18 protein-coding genes, 1 tRNA gene and 1 pseudogene are annotated in these 18,657 nt (G+C 39.1%); 19 read left to right on the plus strand and 1 reads right to left on the minus strand.

The window, feature by feature from the left end; all coding sequences use genetic code 11:
- The first annotated feature begins 46 nt into the window (after nucleotides 1-46).
- From yabP to J416_RS04240, 4 genes are all read left to right on the plus strand, one after another.
- Complete coding sequence (yabP, locus tag J416_RS04225; protein ID WP_003465884.1) at nucleotides 47-346, plus strand: sporulation protein YabP; 300 nt, start codon at nucleotides 47-49, stop codon at nucleotides 344-346.
- Nucleotides 343-909 (plus strand): spore cortex biosynthesis protein YabQ, encoded by a 567-nt coding sequence (gene yabQ, locus J416_RS04230; protein WP_040512915.1) that lies wholly within the window; start codon nucleotides 343-345, stop codon nucleotides 907-909. The genes yabP and yabQ overlap by 4 nt, the downstream gene beginning before the upstream one ends.
- Nucleotides 910-926: 17 nt before the next feature.
- Nucleotides 927-1,310, plus strand: coding sequence for an FtsB family cell division protein (locus tag J416_RS04235; RefSeq protein ID WP_338029444.1), 384 nt, complete (start codon nucleotides 927-929; stop codon nucleotides 1,308-1,310).
- Nucleotides 1,311-1,388: 78 nt separating this feature from the next.
- Nucleotides 1,389-1,799, plus strand: a complete 411-nt coding sequence (locus tag J416_RS04240; RefSeq protein WP_003465892.1) for a S1 domain-containing RNA-binding protein — start codon at nucleotides 1,389-1,391, stop codon at nucleotides 1,797-1,799.
- Between the two features lie 143 nt (nucleotides 1,800-1,942).
- Here the strand turns inward: J416_RS04240 and J416_RS04245 are convergent.
- Nucleotides 1,943-2,016 (minus strand) — tRNA-Met (locus J416_RS04245).
- Nucleotides 2,017-2,544: 528 nt separating this feature from the next.
- Between J416_RS04245 and spoIIE the strand changes: the two genes are divergently transcribed.
- From spoIIE to lysS, 15 genes and pseudogenes are all read left to right on the plus strand, one after another.
- Nucleotides 2,545-5,001 (plus strand): stage II sporulation protein E, encoded by a 2,457-nt coding sequence (spoIIE, locus tag J416_RS04250; RefSeq protein ID WP_003465894.1) that lies wholly within the window; start codon nucleotides 2,545-2,547, stop codon nucleotides 4,999-5,001.
- An 82-nt stretch (nucleotides 5,002-5,083) separates the two neighbouring features.
- Nucleotides 5,084-5,818, plus strand: a complete 735-nt coding sequence (locus J416_RS04255; RefSeq protein ID WP_003465897.1) for a vWA domain-containing protein — start codon at nucleotides 5,084-5,086, stop codon at nucleotides 5,816-5,818.
- A complete protein-coding gene (locus tag J416_RS04260; protein ID WP_003465900.1) occupies nucleotides 5,790-6,746 on the plus strand; it encodes a serine/threonine protein kinase in 957 nt (318 codons plus the stop codon). Before J416_RS04255 ends, J416_RS04260 begins: the two co-directional genes overlap by 29 nt.
- Nucleotides 6,747-6,805: 59 nt before the next feature.
- The gene (tilS, locus tag J416_RS04265) at nucleotides 6,806-8,221 is read left to right on the plus strand and encodes a tRNA lysidine(34) synthetase TilS (RefSeq protein WP_003465903.1); all 1,416 of its coding nucleotides are present in this window, start codon (nucleotides 6,806-6,808) and stop codon (nucleotides 8,219-8,221) included.
- A gap of 6 nt (nucleotides 8,222-8,227) precedes the next feature.
- Nucleotides 8,228-8,779 (plus strand): hypoxanthine phosphoribosyltransferase, encoded by a 552-nt coding sequence (gene hpt, locus J416_RS04270; protein ID WP_003465904.1) that lies wholly within the window; start codon nucleotides 8,228-8,230, stop codon nucleotides 8,777-8,779.
- 126 nt (nucleotides 8,780-8,905) lie between these two features.
- Complete coding sequence (gene ftsH, locus J416_RS04275; protein WP_003465907.1) at nucleotides 8,906-10,903, plus strand: ATP-dependent zinc metalloprotease FtsH; 1,998 nt, start codon at nucleotides 8,906-8,908, stop codon at nucleotides 10,901-10,903.
- A gap of 128 nt (nucleotides 10,904-11,031) precedes the next feature.
- Nucleotides 11,032-11,829, plus strand: a complete 798-nt coding sequence (locus J416_RS04280) for a type III pantothenate kinase (RefSeq protein ID WP_003465908.1) — start codon at nucleotides 11,032-11,034, stop codon at nucleotides 11,827-11,829.
- Entirely contained in the window at nucleotides 11,822-12,691 is an 870-nt protein-coding gene (gene hslO, locus J416_RS04285; protein ID WP_003465909.1) for an Hsp33 family molecular chaperone HslO, read from the plus strand. Before J416_RS04280 ends, hslO begins: the two co-directional genes overlap by 8 nt.
- 25 nt (nucleotides 12,692-12,716) lie before the next feature.
- Entirely contained in the window at nucleotides 12,717-13,622 is a 906-nt protein-coding gene (locus tag J416_RS04290) for a peptidylprolyl isomerase (RefSeq protein ID WP_003465910.1), read from the plus strand.
- 88 nt (nucleotides 13,623-13,710) lie between these two features.
- The gene (cysK, locus tag J416_RS04295; RefSeq protein WP_003465911.1) at nucleotides 13,711-14,637 is read left to right on the plus strand and encodes a cysteine synthase A; all 927 of its coding nucleotides are present in this window, start codon (nucleotides 13,711-13,713) and stop codon (nucleotides 14,635-14,637) included.
- A gap of 173 nt (nucleotides 14,638-14,810) precedes the next feature.
- A pseudogene (folP, locus tag J416_RS15680) lies at nucleotides 14,811-15,640 on the plus strand (dihydropteroate synthase).
- Nucleotides 15,641-16,006 carry a dihydroneopterin aldolase gene (gene folB / locus J416_RS04305; RefSeq protein ID WP_003465915.1) on the plus strand — a complete coding sequence of 122 codons (366 nt, stop codon included), beginning with the start codon at nucleotides 15,641-15,643 and terminating at the stop codon, nucleotides 16,004-16,006.
- Entirely contained in the window at nucleotides 16,003-16,533 is a 531-nt protein-coding gene (folK, locus tag J416_RS04310; RefSeq protein ID WP_003465917.1) for a 2-amino-4-hydroxy-6-hydroxymethyldihydropteridine diphosphokinase, read from the plus strand. The genes folB and folK overlap by 4 nt, the downstream gene beginning before the upstream one ends.
- Nucleotides 16,485-16,694 carry a helix-turn-helix domain-containing protein gene (locus tag J416_RS04315; protein WP_003465918.1) on the plus strand — a complete coding sequence of 70 codons (210 nt, stop codon included), beginning with the start codon at nucleotides 16,485-16,487 and terminating at the stop codon, nucleotides 16,692-16,694. Before folK ends, J416_RS04315 begins: the two co-directional genes overlap by 49 nt.
- Before the next feature lie 246 nt (nucleotides 16,695-16,940).
- Complete coding sequence (lysS, locus tag J416_RS04320; RefSeq protein ID WP_003465920.1) at nucleotides 16,941-18,422, plus strand: lysine--tRNA ligase; 1,482 nt, start codon at nucleotides 16,941-16,943, stop codon at nucleotides 18,420-18,422.
- Nucleotides 18,423-18,657 lie beyond the last annotated feature (235 nt).

Raw genomic sequence — 18,657 nt, forward strand, 5'->3', positions numbered from 1 at the left:
TGTCCCTTTATTCATAAAATAAGAATGGATAAAGGGAGGGGATACCGTGAATTATTATGAGAAGAAGCCTGTGACAACTACACAAATGGATCATCATGTAAAAATGACGAATCGGCGTTTACTCGAAATAGACGGTGTTAAAGAAGTCGATAGTTTTGATAGTGAAGAATTTCTCCTGCAAACGGTCATGGGATATTTGGTTATCCGAGGAGATAATCTTCAAATGAAGAATCTAGATGTAGAAGCTGGACAAGTAGCGATCAAAGGGAAAGTGTACGAGTTATCCTATTTAGATGATCAGCATGGGGAGAAAGCTAAAGGTTTATTTAGCAAGCTCTTTAAATGACACTCGATACCCAGTTCTACACCATGATGACTATGGTGCTAGGTGGTATATATCTGGGAGCTGTTTATTATACGTTTAGGCAAATAGCGGTCTTTTGGCGACACCGAGTGAGTATTCGATATATGATAGAGATTATGTTTTGGCTTGTACAAGCTGCATTCATTTACTTTATTTTGTACAAGGTAAATGAAGGTGTATTGCGTATCTATGTCTTTTTATCTTTGTTCTGTGGATATGCAATGTTTAAAGCATTGTTTGAACAAGCTTATCAACGTATCAACAATATGATGTTTTATTGGGTACACGCTTTATATACCTTCGTATCACGAATCATTTTTTATTGCGTTGTAAAGCCGATTCAATTGGTGCTTTCTGTGCTTCTCCTTTTGTTGACAGCTATCTATCGAACCATCGTGTATCTTGTGAATGTCATTCGAACCATTTTTACACTTCTTGCAAAATGGATGTGGGCGATCATTAAAGTACTCATTCCGAAAAAAATATTGCATTTTTTCTATTTTATTCTCAAAAAGTATAGTAAGATAATAAGAAAGAAAAACTAACCAACAATAGGGAGGTAGTGATCTTGCCATCAAAAAGTAATGTCTCTCATATTAATGAAGCCTATATTCAGCAACATGATGCTCATTTGATACGACAACAAAAACGGAAAAAGAAATTGAAGCGAAGACTTGCGCTCTTTGCAGCAATTGTCGTGGCAACGGTGACGATTTTCACTACCTATCACCTCAATCAACGCGCCAAATTAGCAGAGATGCAAACGGAATATGAAGAACTCTCTCATCAATTAACGAATTTAGAAAAAGAAGAGAAACAATTAACAGAAGAAGTGGAATTGTTAAATGATGAAGAATATTTATTACAAATTGCCAAGACGAATTATTTCTTTACTGAAGAAGGTGAAATTGTGTTCAAATTACCAGAAGAAGATCCGTCATATTGACACTTTTTCAATGGCTTGGCTATAATATAGTGTAAGTAGATATTTTTTTTCAAAAACTTAAGGAGGAGCAATACTTTTATGTCAATCGAAGTAGGCAGCAAGTTGCAGGGTAAGGTAACAGGAATCACTAATTTTGGAGCTTTTATCGAATTACCTGGAGGAAAGACAGGTCTTGTTCATATTAGTGAGGTTGCCGATAATTTTGTCAAAGACATTAATGAACATTTAACCGTGGGTGATGAAGTGACTGTTAAGGTTCTTAATGTCGAAGATGATGGAAAGATCGGATTATCGATTAAAAAAGCAAAAGATAATCCGGATCAAGGAAATCGCCGTAACAAAGGGCAAGGCCCGAAAAATAACCGCGAACGAAGCGAATCATTTGAACAAAAAATGAATCGTTTCTTAAAGGATTCTGAGGATCGTTTGGCAACATTGCGTAAGCATACGGAATCAAAACGCGGCGGACGAGGGGCGAGAAAAGGATAAAAACTTGCTGTCTATGAATAAAAAGAAGTAACACGTCGACCATTTCATATCGTTATACATGAAAGCCACTGATTAATCAGTGGCTTTTTCTTGGTGATGATAAAAAAGGACCGAGCGTATATTTTACGCTCGGTCCTTTGTAATAGCGGCGGAGGGAATCGAACCCACGACCTCACGGGTATGAACCGTACGCTCTAGCCAGCTGAGCTACACCGCCATATTGTTAATTTGTTCAAAGTCACAAGTGATATATTACAACAGCACAAAAAATCTGTCAATCATCTTGAATCAATTTCATAATAATGTTTTATAAGCAATAAAACGAATCATTTCTATTGATTCTTATTTCATATACGGATGATGAAAAGTGGCTGAAACGTAGGACGGCGATTCCCGGAGGATAAAGCGCAGTCTGAAGATCCACTTTTGCGAGGATTGACCGAGCAAAAGTAAGCCCTCGGGAAAGCGTCCGTCTGAAGTGAAGGCCACATTATCATTCGGATTTTCATATCTCATTTTGAATTTTGACATTCATTCATCTTATGTAAAATTTCTTTCGTTACTGATGTTGGAAAAATAATGACTTCACAACTGACACACTTCTAGTATGAATATGTCGGTTTCCAAGTGGTTTCGCTTAATCAGTGAGAATGGAGTCGAACATTTTGGAACGGCATGTTTCTTCTTTTGACAAAAAATGAATGAAATGTATGTTTCAATGAAGAAAAAATGAGGAGTGGTCGGAGTGAATACGTACACAGGAAGTAAGCCGAAATCGTTTTTTTCAAGTAATCAAGATGCATTACGAAATGGGAGAGCTACATTCACCTCATATTTTACGTATATTATGCTAGATAAAGCACTTCTTCATTGCTTGATTGGCTTGTTATTAGGACGAGCTGTCATCCTATCTACTTTATCACCATTTGCTGTTGCCTTTATTACTTCTGTGTGGTTTTTGCGAAAGGATAAAGTGTTTCCGTTGATCTTATTTACGATCATTGGCGCTAGTACTCATAGTTTTCAGCAGAGTGTATATGTATTACTAGGGATTAGCGCCTTCTTTTGTTTGGCGATGTTATTGCATTTGACAAAAAATAAAGAGCGTTATTTACCTGTGATTGGTTTCTTGTCTGGAAGCCTTTCACGTCTTGCGATCAGTGCAATGACGACCGAATTAACGTATCTGGAGTGGGTTTTTGCTGCGGTTGAGGGAACGTTAATTGCGTTACTTATTCTTATCTTTATGCAAAGTGTTCCGCTATTATCACCAAAACGTTACAAACCAACACTCAAAAATGAAGAAATTGTGTGTTTTATCATTTTAATTGCCTCTGTCATGACAGGTTTTATCGGTTGGTCCATTTATGATGCGCAGCTTGAGCAAATGTTGTCACGATATTTAGTGCTTGTGTTTGCCTTAATTGGTGGTGCGGCAATAGGTTCGACGGTAGGCGTAGTGGCAGGTCTCATATTAAGCTTGGCCCATATTGCCAACCTTTATCAAATGAGTTTATTAGCTTTTTCGGGATTGTTAGGAGGGTTAATGAAAGAGGGGAATAAATGGGCGGTGAGTCTAGGCTTATTTGTAAGTACGATTTTAATCAGCCTATATGGAAGTACAGGGATTGACGTTGTGACCTCGTTGATGGAATCTAGTTTGGCGGTAGGTCTCTTTCTATTAACCCCAGCTTCTTTTATTCGAAAAATTGCTCGCTACATACCAGGAACGATTGAGCATTCGAAAGAACAGGAGCAATATTTACAAAAAGTTCGCAATGTGACAGCTCACCGTGTTGAACGGTTCTCAAACGTCTTTCGAGCATTGTCTCGCAGCTTTCAATCTGAATCGAATCAAATACAAAATCAAGATGTGGAAGTCGATTATTATTTAAGTAATGTCACCGAGAAGACGTGCCAAACCTGTTTTTTGAAAGAAAGTTGTTGGGTGAAACAATTTGATAAAACCTATGACTTAATGACTACCGTGAAGGATGAACTTGAAACAGATAACGGCATTCATAAAGTCACGCAACGAAATTTTGAAAACCATTGTGTGCGGTCAAAGAAAGTAATTGATACGATGCAACAAGAATTGTCCTTCTTTCAAGCGAATCAAAAGCTCAAAAAACAAGTGCTCGAGAGCAGAAAATTTGTTGCAGAACAGTTACATGGTGTGTCAGATGTGATGGAAAACTTTGCTGAAGAAATTTTAAAAGAAAAGGAAAACCATGAACAACAAGAAATTGAAATTGTCGCTGCATTAAAACATGTAGGAATCGAATTAGATAAGCTTGACATCTATAGCCTTGAAGAAGGCAATGTCGATATCGAAATGGTGATTGCCTTCCAGCAATATCATGGGGAAGCCGAAAAACTGATTGCACCGATTCTATCCGATATTTTAAGTGAAACGGTTGTTGTCGTCATGGAAGATTTATCACCATTAGCGAAAGGTCATAGTTTTTTTACCTTTGGTTCCGCTCGTAAATATGAAGTTACAACAGGGGTAGCGCATGCGGCAAAAGGTGGTGGATTAGTTTCTGGAGATAGTTATAAAGCGATGGAATTAGGAGCGGGGAAGTATGCCTTGGCCATTAGTGATGGCATGGGCAATGGGAAACGTGCGCACGAAGAAAGTACTGAAACATTGCGATTGTTGCAACAAATTTTGGAGTCAGGCATGCATGAACAAGTTGCGATAAAGTCCATCAACTCCATTTTATCCTTGCGCACGAATGATGAGATTTATGCGACATTAGATTTAGCGATGATAGATTTACATGATGCATCGGTGCGGTTTTTGAAAATCGGATCAATCCCAAGCTATGTCATGCGTGGTGATGCGATTGAAAGAGTAGAAGCAAGTAATTTGCCAATCGGTATTATTCAAGAATTTGAAGTAGAAGTAGTTCATGAGCAGTTTAAATCTGGTGATTTTGTCATTATGATGAGTGATGGTATTTTTGAAGGCCCGAAACAAATTGAAAATGTAGATCTATGGCTCAAACGAAAACTGAGAGAAATGCAGACAACGGATCCACAAGAAATGGCTGATTTGTTACTAGAAGAAGTTATTCGCACACAATCTGGCGACATTGATGACGATATGACCGTTCTCGTTGCTCAAATTGAAAAAAAACAACCGGAATGGGCGCCGATTCGAGCAGAAGATGCAGGCATTCTCAGTCAACCGAGCTAATGGCATAAAATAGGTATATTCTTCTAATGTGTTGACCAAGATGGAGGTAGGTAAATGATTGGGTGATTGGAGGAATATACCAATGAAAACGGGAACGATCAAACAAATTTTGTTGATTACAGACGGTTGTTCAAATCAAGGTGAAGATCCGTCACATGTCGCAACATTGATTGCTGAACAAGGTATCACAGTGAATGTGATCGGTGTGTTAGAAGATGACCAACGAGAACAACCAGTCGGACTACAAGAAGTGGAAGAGATCGCTAGTTGTGGTCAAGGGATTAGTCAAATTGTGTACCCACAAGCACTATCACAAACGGTACAGACGGTTACGAAGCAAGCCATGTCTGAAACGTTACAAGGTGTTGTTAACAAAGAATTGAAGCAAATCTTAGGTGAAAAACAAACGATTGAAGAGCTTCCGCCTGAACAACGTGGCGAAATCATGGAAGTTGTTGATGACTTAGGTGAAACAAGTGATTTAGAAGTGTTAGTATTGGTTGATACAAGCGCAAGTATGACAAGCAAATTGCCAACTGTACAAGAGGCTTTGATGGATTTATCGGTCAGTATGAATGCACGTATGGGTAGAAGTCGTTTTGCAGTATACCAGTTTCCGGGGAGAAAGGAATCGATTCACTCGTTAATTGATTGGACGTCACAAATTGATTCCATCTCCACCATCTTTTCGAAGTTATCAAGCAGTGGTATTACACCGACGGGTCCCGCGTTAAAGGAAGCCATGTATGAATTTGCAAAACCATCTTTACGAAGGAGGAGCCATACCGATGACTCCCCAGACATCGAAGAAGCCTAATATTGATTTGCCGAAAGGAACGATGATAAAAGGGAAGTGGCATCATCAAACTTACCGCGTGATCGAGCGCTTAGGGGCTGGGGCTATAGGTACCGTTTATTTGTGTGAATCGAGTCAAAAGAAAGTTGCATTGAAGCTAAGTAATCACAGCCATTCGTTGACGTCTGAAGTAAATGTATTACGAGCGTTTAAGCAGGTTCAAGGCCATTCCCTTGGGCCTGCTTTACTAGACGTCGATGACTTTGTTACGAACAATAATTGTATATATACGTTTTATGTAATGGAGTATCTCTCAGGCGAACCGTTACATGATTTTATTAAAAAACGAGGGATGGAGTGGATCTATTCATTGTTGATTGGTCTGCTAAATGATTTACAGGCTTTGCATGAAAATGGTTATGTATTTGGTGATCTCAAATTAGATAATTTACTTGTCACACATAAGCCCACACGCTTAAAATGGGTAGATGTTGGAGGGACAACACAACAAGGACGGTTAATAAAAGAATATACCGAATTTTATGATCGAGGTTATTGGCACATGGGCTCACGTAAAGCGGAACCGTCATATGATTTATTTGCTTTGGCTATGGTGGTTATTCGGTTATTTTATCCGAACGGTTTTCTAAAAAGGAACGATCCGAAAAAAACGATTCAACAAAAGGTGTACCAAAACATACGAGAACCATTGCTTCAAGCCTTTGTTATGCAATTGTTACAAGGCAAGTTTCATCAAGCGAAAGAGGCAAAACAGTTTCTTTTGCAATCGTATTTGCAACAGTCAAAGCAACCAAGTCAACGGAAAAAGCAAAAACAACGTTCTTCACAACAGAATACGTCGGAGACCGAATATCCTGTATTCGAAATCGTAAGCATTTTTTCCGTAGGAGGATTTTTATCGATTTATGTCGCAATATTTTTGTTTTAAGCGAGAACAGTGTTTCATAATATGTTAAAATAGAATAAAAGAAGGCGTGGGGTGGTGGTGTGACATCACATGATTTTGACCAAGAGGTGATGTCTTTTATACAAAAGCATCAACTGTTACATAAAGGCGCGACTGTCTTAGTTGGTGTTTCAGGAGGTGCAGATTCGCTGTTATTATTAAAGTATTTTCAATTGCTTCAAAAGCAGTGGGATTTGCATGTTATCGCGGTATCAGTTGATCATCAGTTAAGAGGAAAAGACTCGCAAAACGATTTATATTACGTAAGGGATATTTGTGATCGTTGGCAAATCCCTTTCATCGGTGAAGCTGTTGATGTGAAAGCACGAAAAAGACAATATAAAGAAGGAACACAACTGGCAGCTCGGCATCTCCGTTATCAAGTATACGCAGAGAAAATGGCTGAAACGAAAGCTGACTATTTAGCTTTAGCGCATCACGGTGATGACCAATTGGAAACCGTTGTAATGCGTGTGGTACAACATGCAACACCGTCATTGTTACAAGGGATGCCAGTTAAGCGCCCGTTTGCAAAAGGTTTTTTGATTCGACCATTTCTTTGTTTGTCTAAGAAACAAATTTATACATATTGTCACCAACTCGGTATTGATCCTGTCGAAGACCCTTCCAACCAGGAAACATACTATACGAGGAATTTTTTTCGTCATCAAGTTGTCCCTATGCTTAAACAGAAAAATCCGTCTGTTCATCGCAATGTCCAACAAATCACCGAACGTTTGACAGAAGATGAGAGCTATTTACAAGGAGAGGCGAAAAAAGCATTTGATAACATCATGAGATTATCTCAACATCCTAGGCAAGCAAGTTTTCACGTTTCCGAATGGTTGGGTTATCCGAATGCTTTACAACGGCGATGCTTTCATCTACTATTGAATTATCTTTATCAAGAAACACCGAAAAACCTTTCGGTGCAACATGAGGAAGCTTTTTTGTCGATCATCGCTAAGAATAAGGCAAATGTTTATTATGATTTTCCTCAAGGGTTACAAATGTATAAATCATACGATATGGTATTCGTTTATTTTCATAAGGCGAAACTTCCAAAATCTTTTGTTCCAAGTGTTGTTGAAATTCCTGGTTGGACGCCGTTACCTGATGGTGGTTATTTAAAAGCATCCATACTTCAACAGTGTCCTGTCCAGAGACAAGTGAAAGATCAACTGTTATTACCTTATCATTACACTTCTACTTTTCCATTACAAGTGCGTACAAGACAACCTGGTGATAGAATGAAGGTGAAGGGTTTAGGTGGCCACAAAAAAGTGAAAGATATATTTATTGATGAAAAAATTCCTTTACAAGAAAGGGATACGTGGCCAGTTATTCTAAATCGTCATGGGGAGATAATTTGGCTAATCGGTTTATCGCAAGCTGTCACAGATGTGATTGGGCGACAAGAACAATATGTGTTGTTAGAATATGAGAAGCGGGGGTAACGATTCATGCATAGCGATATACAGGATGTATTAATATCAACTGAAGATATACAGGCAAAATGTCGTGAGCTTGGTGCACAATTGACTGATGAATATGAGGGAAAATTTCCATTAGCTGTTGGTGTATTAAAAGGGGCATTACCATTTATGTCTGACTTATTACGCAACATCCATACACATTTGGAGATGGATTTTATGGATATCTCCAGTTACGGTAACGAAATGCGTTCATCGGGTGAGGTGAAAATTGAAAAAGACTTAGATACGAAAGTAGAAGGCAGAGATATTTTAATTGTTGAAGACATTATCGATAGCGGGTTAACCTTAAGTTATTTGATGGACTTATTTAAATATCGTAAAGCTAATTCGATTAAATTAGTTACCTTATTAGACAAGCCAGAAGGACGTACAGTAGATATTAAGGCAGATATGGCTGGCTTTGAAGTGCCGAATGAATTTGTTGTTGGTTATGGATTAGATTATCAAGAGAGATATCGCAACCTGTCTTATATTGGGATACTAAAGCCTGAAGTGTATGGTGGAAATGATGAATCATAGGATTGATCAATGGAATGATGACTCTTTTCATCTATATGGGAAGAACGTAATTGCAATTAGTTGTCATTCACTATTTTTATATGATACTATTTACTATAGTTTTCTCGTCTCGGGAGGAGGTAGGCAATGAATCGGATAATACGGAATGTGATCCTTTATTTTCTCATCTTTTTAGTTGTGATAGGGATCATATCGGTTTTCAGTAATCAAAATAATCAAGCTGAAGAATTAAAAGTTAATGAATTTATGCAAGCTCTAGAAAATAATGAGATACAGGAAATGACAATGCGGCCTGCTAATGGCATTATGCACATTGTCGGTGAAAAAGCGACAGGGGATAACCCTACGTTTACAGCGAATATTCCTGATAATCCTTCGATTGTGGAAAATGTAACAGAAATGGGTGAAGAACAAGGGATTCTTTCTGTTGCAGAAGAAGAACAACCAAGTGGATGGGTCACTTTCTTGACGACGATGATTCCATTTGTGATTATATTTATCCTCTTCTTCTTCTTGCTCAACCAAGCGCAAGGCGGTGGTAGCCGTGTCATGAACTTTGGCAAAAGCAAGGCGAAAATGTACAGTGAGGATAAAAAGAAAGTCCGCTTTCCTGATGTTGCTGGTGCAGATGAGGAGAAGCAGGAATTAGTCGAGGTCGTCGATTTCTTAAAAGACCCTCGTAAATTCTCTGTCATCGGAGCAAAAATACCAAAAGGTGTACTTTTAGTTGGTCCACCTGGTACAGGTAAGACATTGCTCGCGCGTGCGGTAGCAGGAGAAGCAGGTGTTCCTTTCTTCTCGATTAGTGGTTCGGATTTCGTGGAAATGTTTGTTGGTGTTGGTGCATCACGTGTGCGTGATTTGTTTGAAAACGCGAAGAAAAATGCACCATGTATCATTTTCATTGATGAGATCGATGCGGTCGGACGTCAGCGTGGCGCTGGTGTTGGCGGCGGTCATGATGAACGTGAACAAACCCTCAACCAACTATTAGTAGAAATGGATGGTTTTGGTGAAAATGAAGGCATCATCATTATCGCAGCGACGAACCGACCAGATATTTTAGACCCGGCATTATTACGTCCAGGGCGTTTTGACCGTCAAATTACGGTAGATCGTCCAGATTTAAAAGGACGTGTTGATGTATTGAAAGTACACGCTCAAAACAAACCACTAGCAGATGATGTGGAAATTAAGACGATTGCGATGCGTACACCAGGTTTCTCTGGTGCGGATTTGGAGAACTTGTTAAATGAAGCAGCGTTAGTGGCAGCACGGTATGATAAAGAGAAAATTGGCATGGAAGATGTTGATGAAGCCATCGATCGTGTGATTGCTGGTCCAGCGAAGAAGAGCCGTGTCATCTCTGAGAAGGAAAGAAATATTGTGGCATATCACGAAAGTGGCCATACGGTGATCGGCAAGGTGTTAGACGATGCGGATATGGTACACAAAGTTACGATTGTCCCACGTGGTCAAGCAGGTGGCTATGCTGTTATGCTACCACGAGAAGATCGTTACTTTATGACGAAGCCAGAGTTGTTAGATAAAATCACTGGCCTCCTTGGTGGTCGTGTTGCAGAGGAAATCATTTTTGGTGAAGTCAGTACGGGAGCGCATAATGACTTTCAACGAGCCACCAATATTGCACGCAAAATGGTTACCGAGTATGGCATGAGCGAAAAAATTGGTCCATTACAATTCGGTAGCTCAGGTGGTCAAGTTTTCTTAGGTCGAGATATGCAAAACGAGCCTAATTATAGTGATGCGATCGCTTATGAAATTGATCAGGAAGTGCAACGATTTACCGAAGAGTGTTACGATCGTGCAAAACAGATTTTAACTGAAAACAAAGATAAGTTAGAAACACTTGCAAAAACCTTATTAGAAGTTGAAACATTGGATTCAGGTCAAATTGATTCTCTATTTGAACATGGTGTCTTACCAGAAACGGATGTGTTAGACGAAGAGGATACTGTTCAGTCATCGAAAGAGAGTGAAACAGACGCTTCAACTGAATCATCAAATGAACAAGATGTTCGCGTGAATATTCAATCACAGGACACAGAAACAACAGATCAATCGGCGGATGAAGAATCCGATAAAAAAGATCGTGAAGATTAATGTACAGAGCAGCTCTCAATCAAAAGGGGGCTGCTTTTCGTATATATAGAAATGCTTGCTTCTTGATTTGTTATCGCTATACAATATGACAATAAGCATTATAATTTGTTGGAAGTGCGGTGAATGAAATGATTTTTGTATTAGATGTAGGGAATACGAATACGGTATTAGGCGTGTTTGACCAAGGTAGCTTATCGTACCAATGGCGGATGCAAACGGATAAGAATAAAACGGAAGATGAATTTGCTATGTTTATTAAATCATTGTTAGAGCAGGAAGGTTTATCGTTCGCTCAAATCAGTGGTATGATTATTTCATCCGTTGTACCACCGATCTTGTTCGCATTACAGCGTATGGCAAATAAGTACTTCCATTGTACGCCGATGATTATTGGGGATGAAAAGGTAAATCCTTTTCTAAAAATGAAGTATCCGAATCCAAAAGAAATAGGGGCCGATCGAATCGTCAATGCAGTGGCGGCGGTTCATCATTATGGTGCGCCCAATATTGTGATTGACTTTGGTACAGCGACTACTTATTGCTATATAAATGACAATGAAGAATATGTGGGTGGGGTCATCACACCTGGTATTAACATATCTTTAGAGGCTTTATACCATCATGCAGCCAAATTGCCGAAAATTGAATTGCGAAAGACCGATCAAGTACTAGGTGATCATACAATCGGTGCGATGCAGTCCGGTGTATATTATGGCTATATCGGTCAAGTCGATGAGGTTGTTTCGCGAATTAAAGAAGAAAGGGATACACAAGCAACCGTTATAGCGACAGGGGGATTGGCAAACCTAATAGCGAATGATTCACGTACGATCGATATTGTAGATCCGTATTTAACATTAAAAGGATTGTATGAAATATATGTAAGAAATCAAAGAGTAAATGAAGGGAAGGATTCAGATGTCTGATTATTTAGTAAAAGCAACGGCGTTTCAAGGAAATGTCCGCGCGTATGCGATTCGTTCAACGGAAACTGTGAATGAAGCAGTAAAACGACAAGATACATGGGCGACAGCTTCAGCGGCACTTGGCCGAACAATTACGATTAATGCGATCTTAGGAGCTATGTTGAAAGGCGAAGATAAGGTAACTGCGAAATTAGAGGGCAATGGTCCGATTGGTGCAGTGATTGCAGATGCTAATGCACAAGGAGAGGTTCGTGGTTATGTCATCAATCCGCACGTTGATTTTGATTCAAATGAACACGGAAAATTAGATGTCAGACGTGCAGTAGGAACAGATGGAACACTTAGTGTTGTGAAAGATCTTGGATTAAAGAACCATTTTACAGGGCAAGTGCCGATTGTATCAGGGGAAGTGAGTGAAGATTTTACCTATTACTTAGCAAATTCTGAACAAATTCCATCTGCTGTTGGCGCGGGTGTGTTAGTAGGTCAAGATTTTTCTGTCTTAGCAGCAGGCGGTTTTATCATTCAAATGCTTCCAGGTGCTTCAGAAGAAACGATTGAATTTATTGAGTCCAAAGTGAATAAAATTCGTCATATTTCTTATTTAATTCAAGAAGGACAAACGCCAGAAGACGTGTTAGAACAACTATTAGGGCAAGATAACATCAAATTTCATGAGTCATTGCCGGTTTCTTTTTCTTGTCCTTGTTCGAAGGAGAGACTCGCAACGGCGATTCAAGGGTTGGGAAATGATGAGATTGACAGTATGATCAGAGAAGATCACGGAGCAAAGGCAACTTGTCATTTTTGTAATGAACAGTATTCGTTTGATATCACTGAATTAAAGGCACTAAAACAATAATTTTATGACGAAGCGGGGGAATGGCTTGAGAGTTTCACGACAAATCTTATGGTTAGTGATCATTCTGTTATTAGTAACTAATGTGTTCACCTTATTATTTTTTCAACCGAATGATTCGACAGGTCCAAAAGTGGATACATTAGACGGGAATAACGACGCGATAGCAACCGTCGCTGGGCAAGAGATTACGTATGAACAGTGGATACAATATTTAATTGAACATAACGGGCAAGACGCTTTAGAAACAATGACGAACCGCGCTGCAGTATCGACTTTAGCGGAAGAAAAAGGGTTGTCAGTGAGTGATAAAATCATTGAGCGGGAAATATCTCGATTAATGGCGACGCAAGACGTACTCACAGAAAAAGAAAAGCAAGCAAAAATCGAACAATGGGAAAAAGAAATTACCCACCGTTATTTATTACAGAAGTTGTTAGCAGAACAAGTGGATGTGACAGAAGCTGAGATTGCGTCATACTACCAAACCTACCAGGAACAGTACAATTTTGACCAGATGGTTCAGCTCTCTCATATTACCGTAGCGACGCAACAAACAGCAGAAGAACTCTACAATCAGTTAGAAAATGGGGAATCATTCGTTACATTGGCCGAACAATATTCAACTGATGAAGAAACGGCGACAGATGGTGGTTATCTCGGTTACTATACAGAGACGAGTAGTTTTATTTCGGACCGTTATTTTCAAGAAGCACACGCTATAGAAGAAGGGAACTACAGTCAACCTTTTTCATCAGCAGAAGGTTTTTCGATTATTTATGTGCATGAACGATTGCCATCCGTATCATTTACATTAGAAGAGGTTCATTCAGAGGTAGAGGCTGATATTAGTCTCGATCGTCTTGAACAAAACGTTGATGCCAAACAGCTATGGGAACAGCTTGAAGTCGAAACAATTTATCAAAACGAATAAAAATAGTTGACAAATCATTCCTCATCTTGTAAGTTGTATATAACAGATAAAACCAATAAACTTACTTGGTATTTGAGGAGGAGTTAAAATGAACATTGCGCAAAATGTGGGTGAATTAATTGGAAATACGCCGATTGTTAAGTTGAACCGAACAGCAGATGCAGAAGGTGCCGATATTTATTTGAAGCTAGAATTTATGAATCCGGGAAGCTCGGTAAAAGATCGTATTGCTCTAGCAATGATTGAAGCAGCAGAAGAACAAGGCGAATTAAAAGAGGGAGATACGATTATTGAGCCTACAAGTGGTAATACAGGAATCGGTCTTGCTTTAGTAGCGGCGATCAAAGGTTATAAAGCGATCTTAGTGATGCCGGATACAATGAGTTTAGAACGTCGTAATCTTCTGAAAGCCTATGGTGCTGAGCTTGTATTAACTCCAGGTGCAGATGGTATGAAAGGTGCCATTAAAAAAGCTGGTGAGCTACAAGAAGAACATGGCTACTTCATGCCACAACAATTTAACAATGAGGCAAATCCTGATATTCATGCACGAACAACAGGAAAAGAGATTGTTGAACAAATGGGTGACCAACTAGATGCTTTTGTATCTGGGATTGGAACTGGCGGAACAATGACTGGTGCTGGTAAAGTATTAAAAGAAAATTATGATGATGTAAAGCTATATGCCATTGAGCCAGCGGACGCGGCTGTGTTATCTGGTGGTAGCCCTGGTCCACATAAAATCCAAGGTATTGGTGCAGGTTTTGTGCCAGAAGTTCTAGATACGGATATTTATGATGAAGTGATTACAGTCACGAATGAGCAAGCTTATGAAACGGCTAGAGAAGCTGCCCGCAAAGATGGTGTCTTAGGCGGTGTTTCTTCTGGTGCGGCAATTTACGCGGCCAAACAAGTTGCAGCTGACCTAGGAAAAGGTAAGAAAGTATTAGCGGTGATTCCTAGTAACGGTGAACGTTACTTGTCCACTCCACTTTATCAATTTGACGAAGAATAAATCGACGAAGCGGTCATCTTTTATTAGGTGATCGCTTTTTTTAAAGGAATGCTAATAGTAGATTGATGTTCATTCGTATAACATCTACATGATGACGAAAAGTATGTTATAATATTTTTTCATGAAAGTGATATTGTGTAGTGGAAATATGGAGTTGAAGGATGGAGTTGTGCATGGAACAGTGGTTACAAACGAAAGTAAAAAATTATTATTACCCAGATCAGACGTTAGTGATGGGGATATTAAATGTAACGCCAGATTCATTTTCTGATGGTGGAAACTACGCTTCAATTGATCAAGCGATTGAACAAGCAATCAATATGGAAAAACAAGGAGCGGCGATTATTGATGTTGGAGGAGAGTCAACGCGTCCAGGGCACGAACCAGTTAGCCAACAGGAAGAGTTAGATCGCGTTCTACCCGTTGTTCAAGCACTTGTAGATGAAGTAAGCATTCCTATATCTGTTGATACGTATAAAGCGGAAGTGGCGCGTCAGGCCATTAATGCAGGAGCTCCATTATCAATGATGTGTGGGGAGCCAAAAAAGAACCAGAAATAGCACAAGTAGCGGCCGAAAAGAAAGTGCCGATTATATTGATGCATAATCGAAACAATAAAGAGTACCAGCACTTAATAGAAGATTGTATTACCGATCTAGAAGAAAGTATTGACATTGCACGTCAAGCGGGGGTCAAAAAAGGAGATATTATTATCGATCCGGGTATTGGATTTGCCAAAACAGTAGAAGATAATTTGCAAGTGATGCGAAATCTCGAACAATTTCAGTCATTAGATTATCCTTTATTGTTAGGCACTTCTCGGAAATCGTTAATCGGTAAAACGTTAGAGCTACCGGTTGATCAAAGAGACGAGGCGACAGGTGCCACCGTTATTTATGGTATGATGAAGGGTGCTCAAATTGTGAGAGTACATAATGTGGCAATGACCGTTCGAATGACAAAAATGACCGACCTTTTATTAAGAAAAGGGTGTGACTATTAAGTGGATAAAATTTATTTAAATCAGCTTGCATTCTATGGATACCATGGTGTATTTGAAGAGGAAAGGCGTCTGGGTCAACGTTATCTCGTTGACCTTGTGTTAGAAGCAGACTTGCGAAAGGCGTGTGAGACTGATTCGATTCAATATTCGATTGATTATGGCAAGGTGTATCACATCACGCAAACAGTCGTTGAAGGAAGAGCTAGCCGTCTAATTGAATCAGTAGCCGATCGGATTATTCATGAATTATTCTTACACTTTTCAGCACTACATGGTTGTAAGGTGACAGTGTATAAACCGAATCCGCCAATAGCTGGTCATTACCAATCTGCAGCTGTAGAATTGTATCGGGAGAATCATAAATGAGTATAGCATATATTGCATTAGGGTCGAATATTGAACCGCGTTACGAGTATTTACAATCAGCCATTAAGATGCTGGAACTATCAGAAGGGGTAGCGTCTGTTCGTTCATCCTCGATCTATCAGACGGATCCAGTAGGCGTTACCGAGCAAGAGAAATTTTTAAATATGGTGATTGAAGTCGAAACGGACCAATCAGCAACAGGGTTACTAATGATTTGTCAATCGATTGAAAAAGAATTAGGTAGAAAACGAGAAATTAGATGGGGACCACGAACGATTGATCTTGACATTATTTTATATAATCATGAAAATATAGATACAGAACAATTAAGTGTACCGCACCCTAGAATGAAAGAGAGGGCATTTGTTTTAATCCCTTTATATGAGTTAGATCGTCATTTGTTTTTACCGACTTACCAACAGTCGGTTGCAAGTTTATTAGAGGAATTGCCTGTAGAAGAAAAAAGAGGAGTAGAGACATGGCAACTAACAAATGGGGAAAACGAATTAAAGCATTTCGAAAACTAAAAGGATATACACAAGTGGAATTTGCGCGGGAATTAGGCATTTCTGTTTCGGTGATGGGTGAAATCGAGCGTGGGCAACGTATGCCGACAGTAGATGAACTAGAAGACATAGCGTGTCATTTAGGTGTCAAAGTGTCAGAGTTAGAACCGAAGCAATCGTGAATGTAACTTCTGTGGTTTACACGTTGTAAAAAACGGAAACTAGATCAATATAGGTTGCTAATCATAAACTGAACGAGGTAATCAGTCATGTTTGACATATGTTACATCGTTTTCTATACTATGGATGGATTCGTTACTGCCAGTCAGATGCTGGCAGTTTTTTATACATTGTGTCGACTTTATTGTAAGAGTGCGATATCATAGCCATATAAGCATTTTATCTATATTAATAGAGGTGAACTGAGAATGAGCGAAGAATTAAATGAACATATGCGCGTACGTTTAGACAAAATGAATGAATATAGAGAAAACGGTATTGATCCATTTGGTGACAAATTTGTTCGCTCTCATTATGCTGATGAGTTAAAAGAGGCATATGATCAATATACGAAAGAACAACTCGAAGAAATGAATGAAGAAACAACGATAGCTGGGCGCATTATGACAAAACGAGGTAAAGGGAAAGTAGGCTTTTCACACATTCAGGACGTAAGTGGGCAAATCCAACTTTATGTGAGAAAAGATACCGTTGGTGAAGAAGCTTATCAATTGTTTCAATCCGCTGATTTAGGGGATATTGTTGGTGTCACTGGCGTCATGTTTAAAACAAAAGTTGGTGAACTTTCTGTTAAAGCGACCGAATTCACAATGTTAACCAAATCCCTGCGACCATTACCTGAAAAATTTCATGGTTTAAAAGACGTGGAACAGCGTTATCGTCAACGTTATTTAGATTTGATAACGAATTTTGATAGTAAAGAAACGTTTATTACAAGAAGTAAAATTATTCAGTCGATGCGTAGGTATTTGGATGAGCAAGGCTTCTTAGAAGTAGAAACACCAATGATGCATGGAATTCCTGGTGGTGCTTCTGCACGTCCGTTTGTCACACATCATAATGCGCTAGATATCCCGTTATACATGAGAATTGCGATTGAGTTGCACTTAAAACGTTTAATTATCGGCGGAATGGAGAAAGTTTATGAAATTGGACGTGTTTTCCGTAACGAAGGTGTTTCGACGCGTCATAATCCAGAGTTTACGATGATCGAATTATATGAAGCGTATGCTGATTACCACGATATGATGTCATTGGTGGAACATTTAATTTCTCATATTGCTGAAGACGTCATTGGGTCGACGACAATAACGTATGCTGATCATGAAATCAATCTTGCACCAACTTGGAAAAGAATACACATGGTTGATGCGATTAAAGAATTTACAGGTGTTGACTTATGGAAGCAAATGACCGACGAAGAAGCAAAGAATATAGCGAAAGAACATGGTGTGGATATAGAAGAAAGTATGACGTATGGTCATATTGTAAATGAATTTTTTGAACAAAAAGTAGAAGAACAGCTCATTCAACCTACTTTTGTTTACGGACATCCAGTGGAAATATCTCCGCTAGCTAAGAAGAATAAAGATGATAGTCGATTTACCGATCGATTTGAAGTGTTTATTGTAGGACGTGAACATGGAAATGCATTCTCAGAATTGAATGACCCTGTCGATCAGCGTGAACGTTTTGAAGCTCAAATCAAGGAAAAAGAACAGGGGAATGATGAAGCGCATGAAATGGATGAGGATTTTCTCGAGGCCTTAGAGTATGGAATGCCGCCAACAGGTGGACTAGGAATTGGAATTGATCGACTCGTCATGCTTTTAACAGATGCTCCGTCCATTCGAGATGTATTATTATTCCCTCAGATGCGCAATAAATAATGGCTTGTCACCCTCTCTGTTTGGCAAAAAGGAATAGAGAGGGTTTTATTATTTGTCGCTACAAATGAATCTATAAGTTTGTTGAATGTGGTAAAAGATTCAAATGATAGACAGTTTTTTTGGTACATATCACTTCATGAGAATATAATGAAAAATAAATATAAAAGATTTAAACAAAACATTGACACTCTTTTGATAGCTGTGGTATATTATTAATCGTCGCTGACAGAGAGAA

It is taken from the genome of Gracilibacillus halophilus YIM-C55.5 (assembly GCF_000359605.1).
Taxonomy (GTDB): domain Bacteria; phylum Bacillota; class Bacilli; order Bacillales; family Amphibacillaceae; genus Gracilibacillus; species Gracilibacillus halophilus.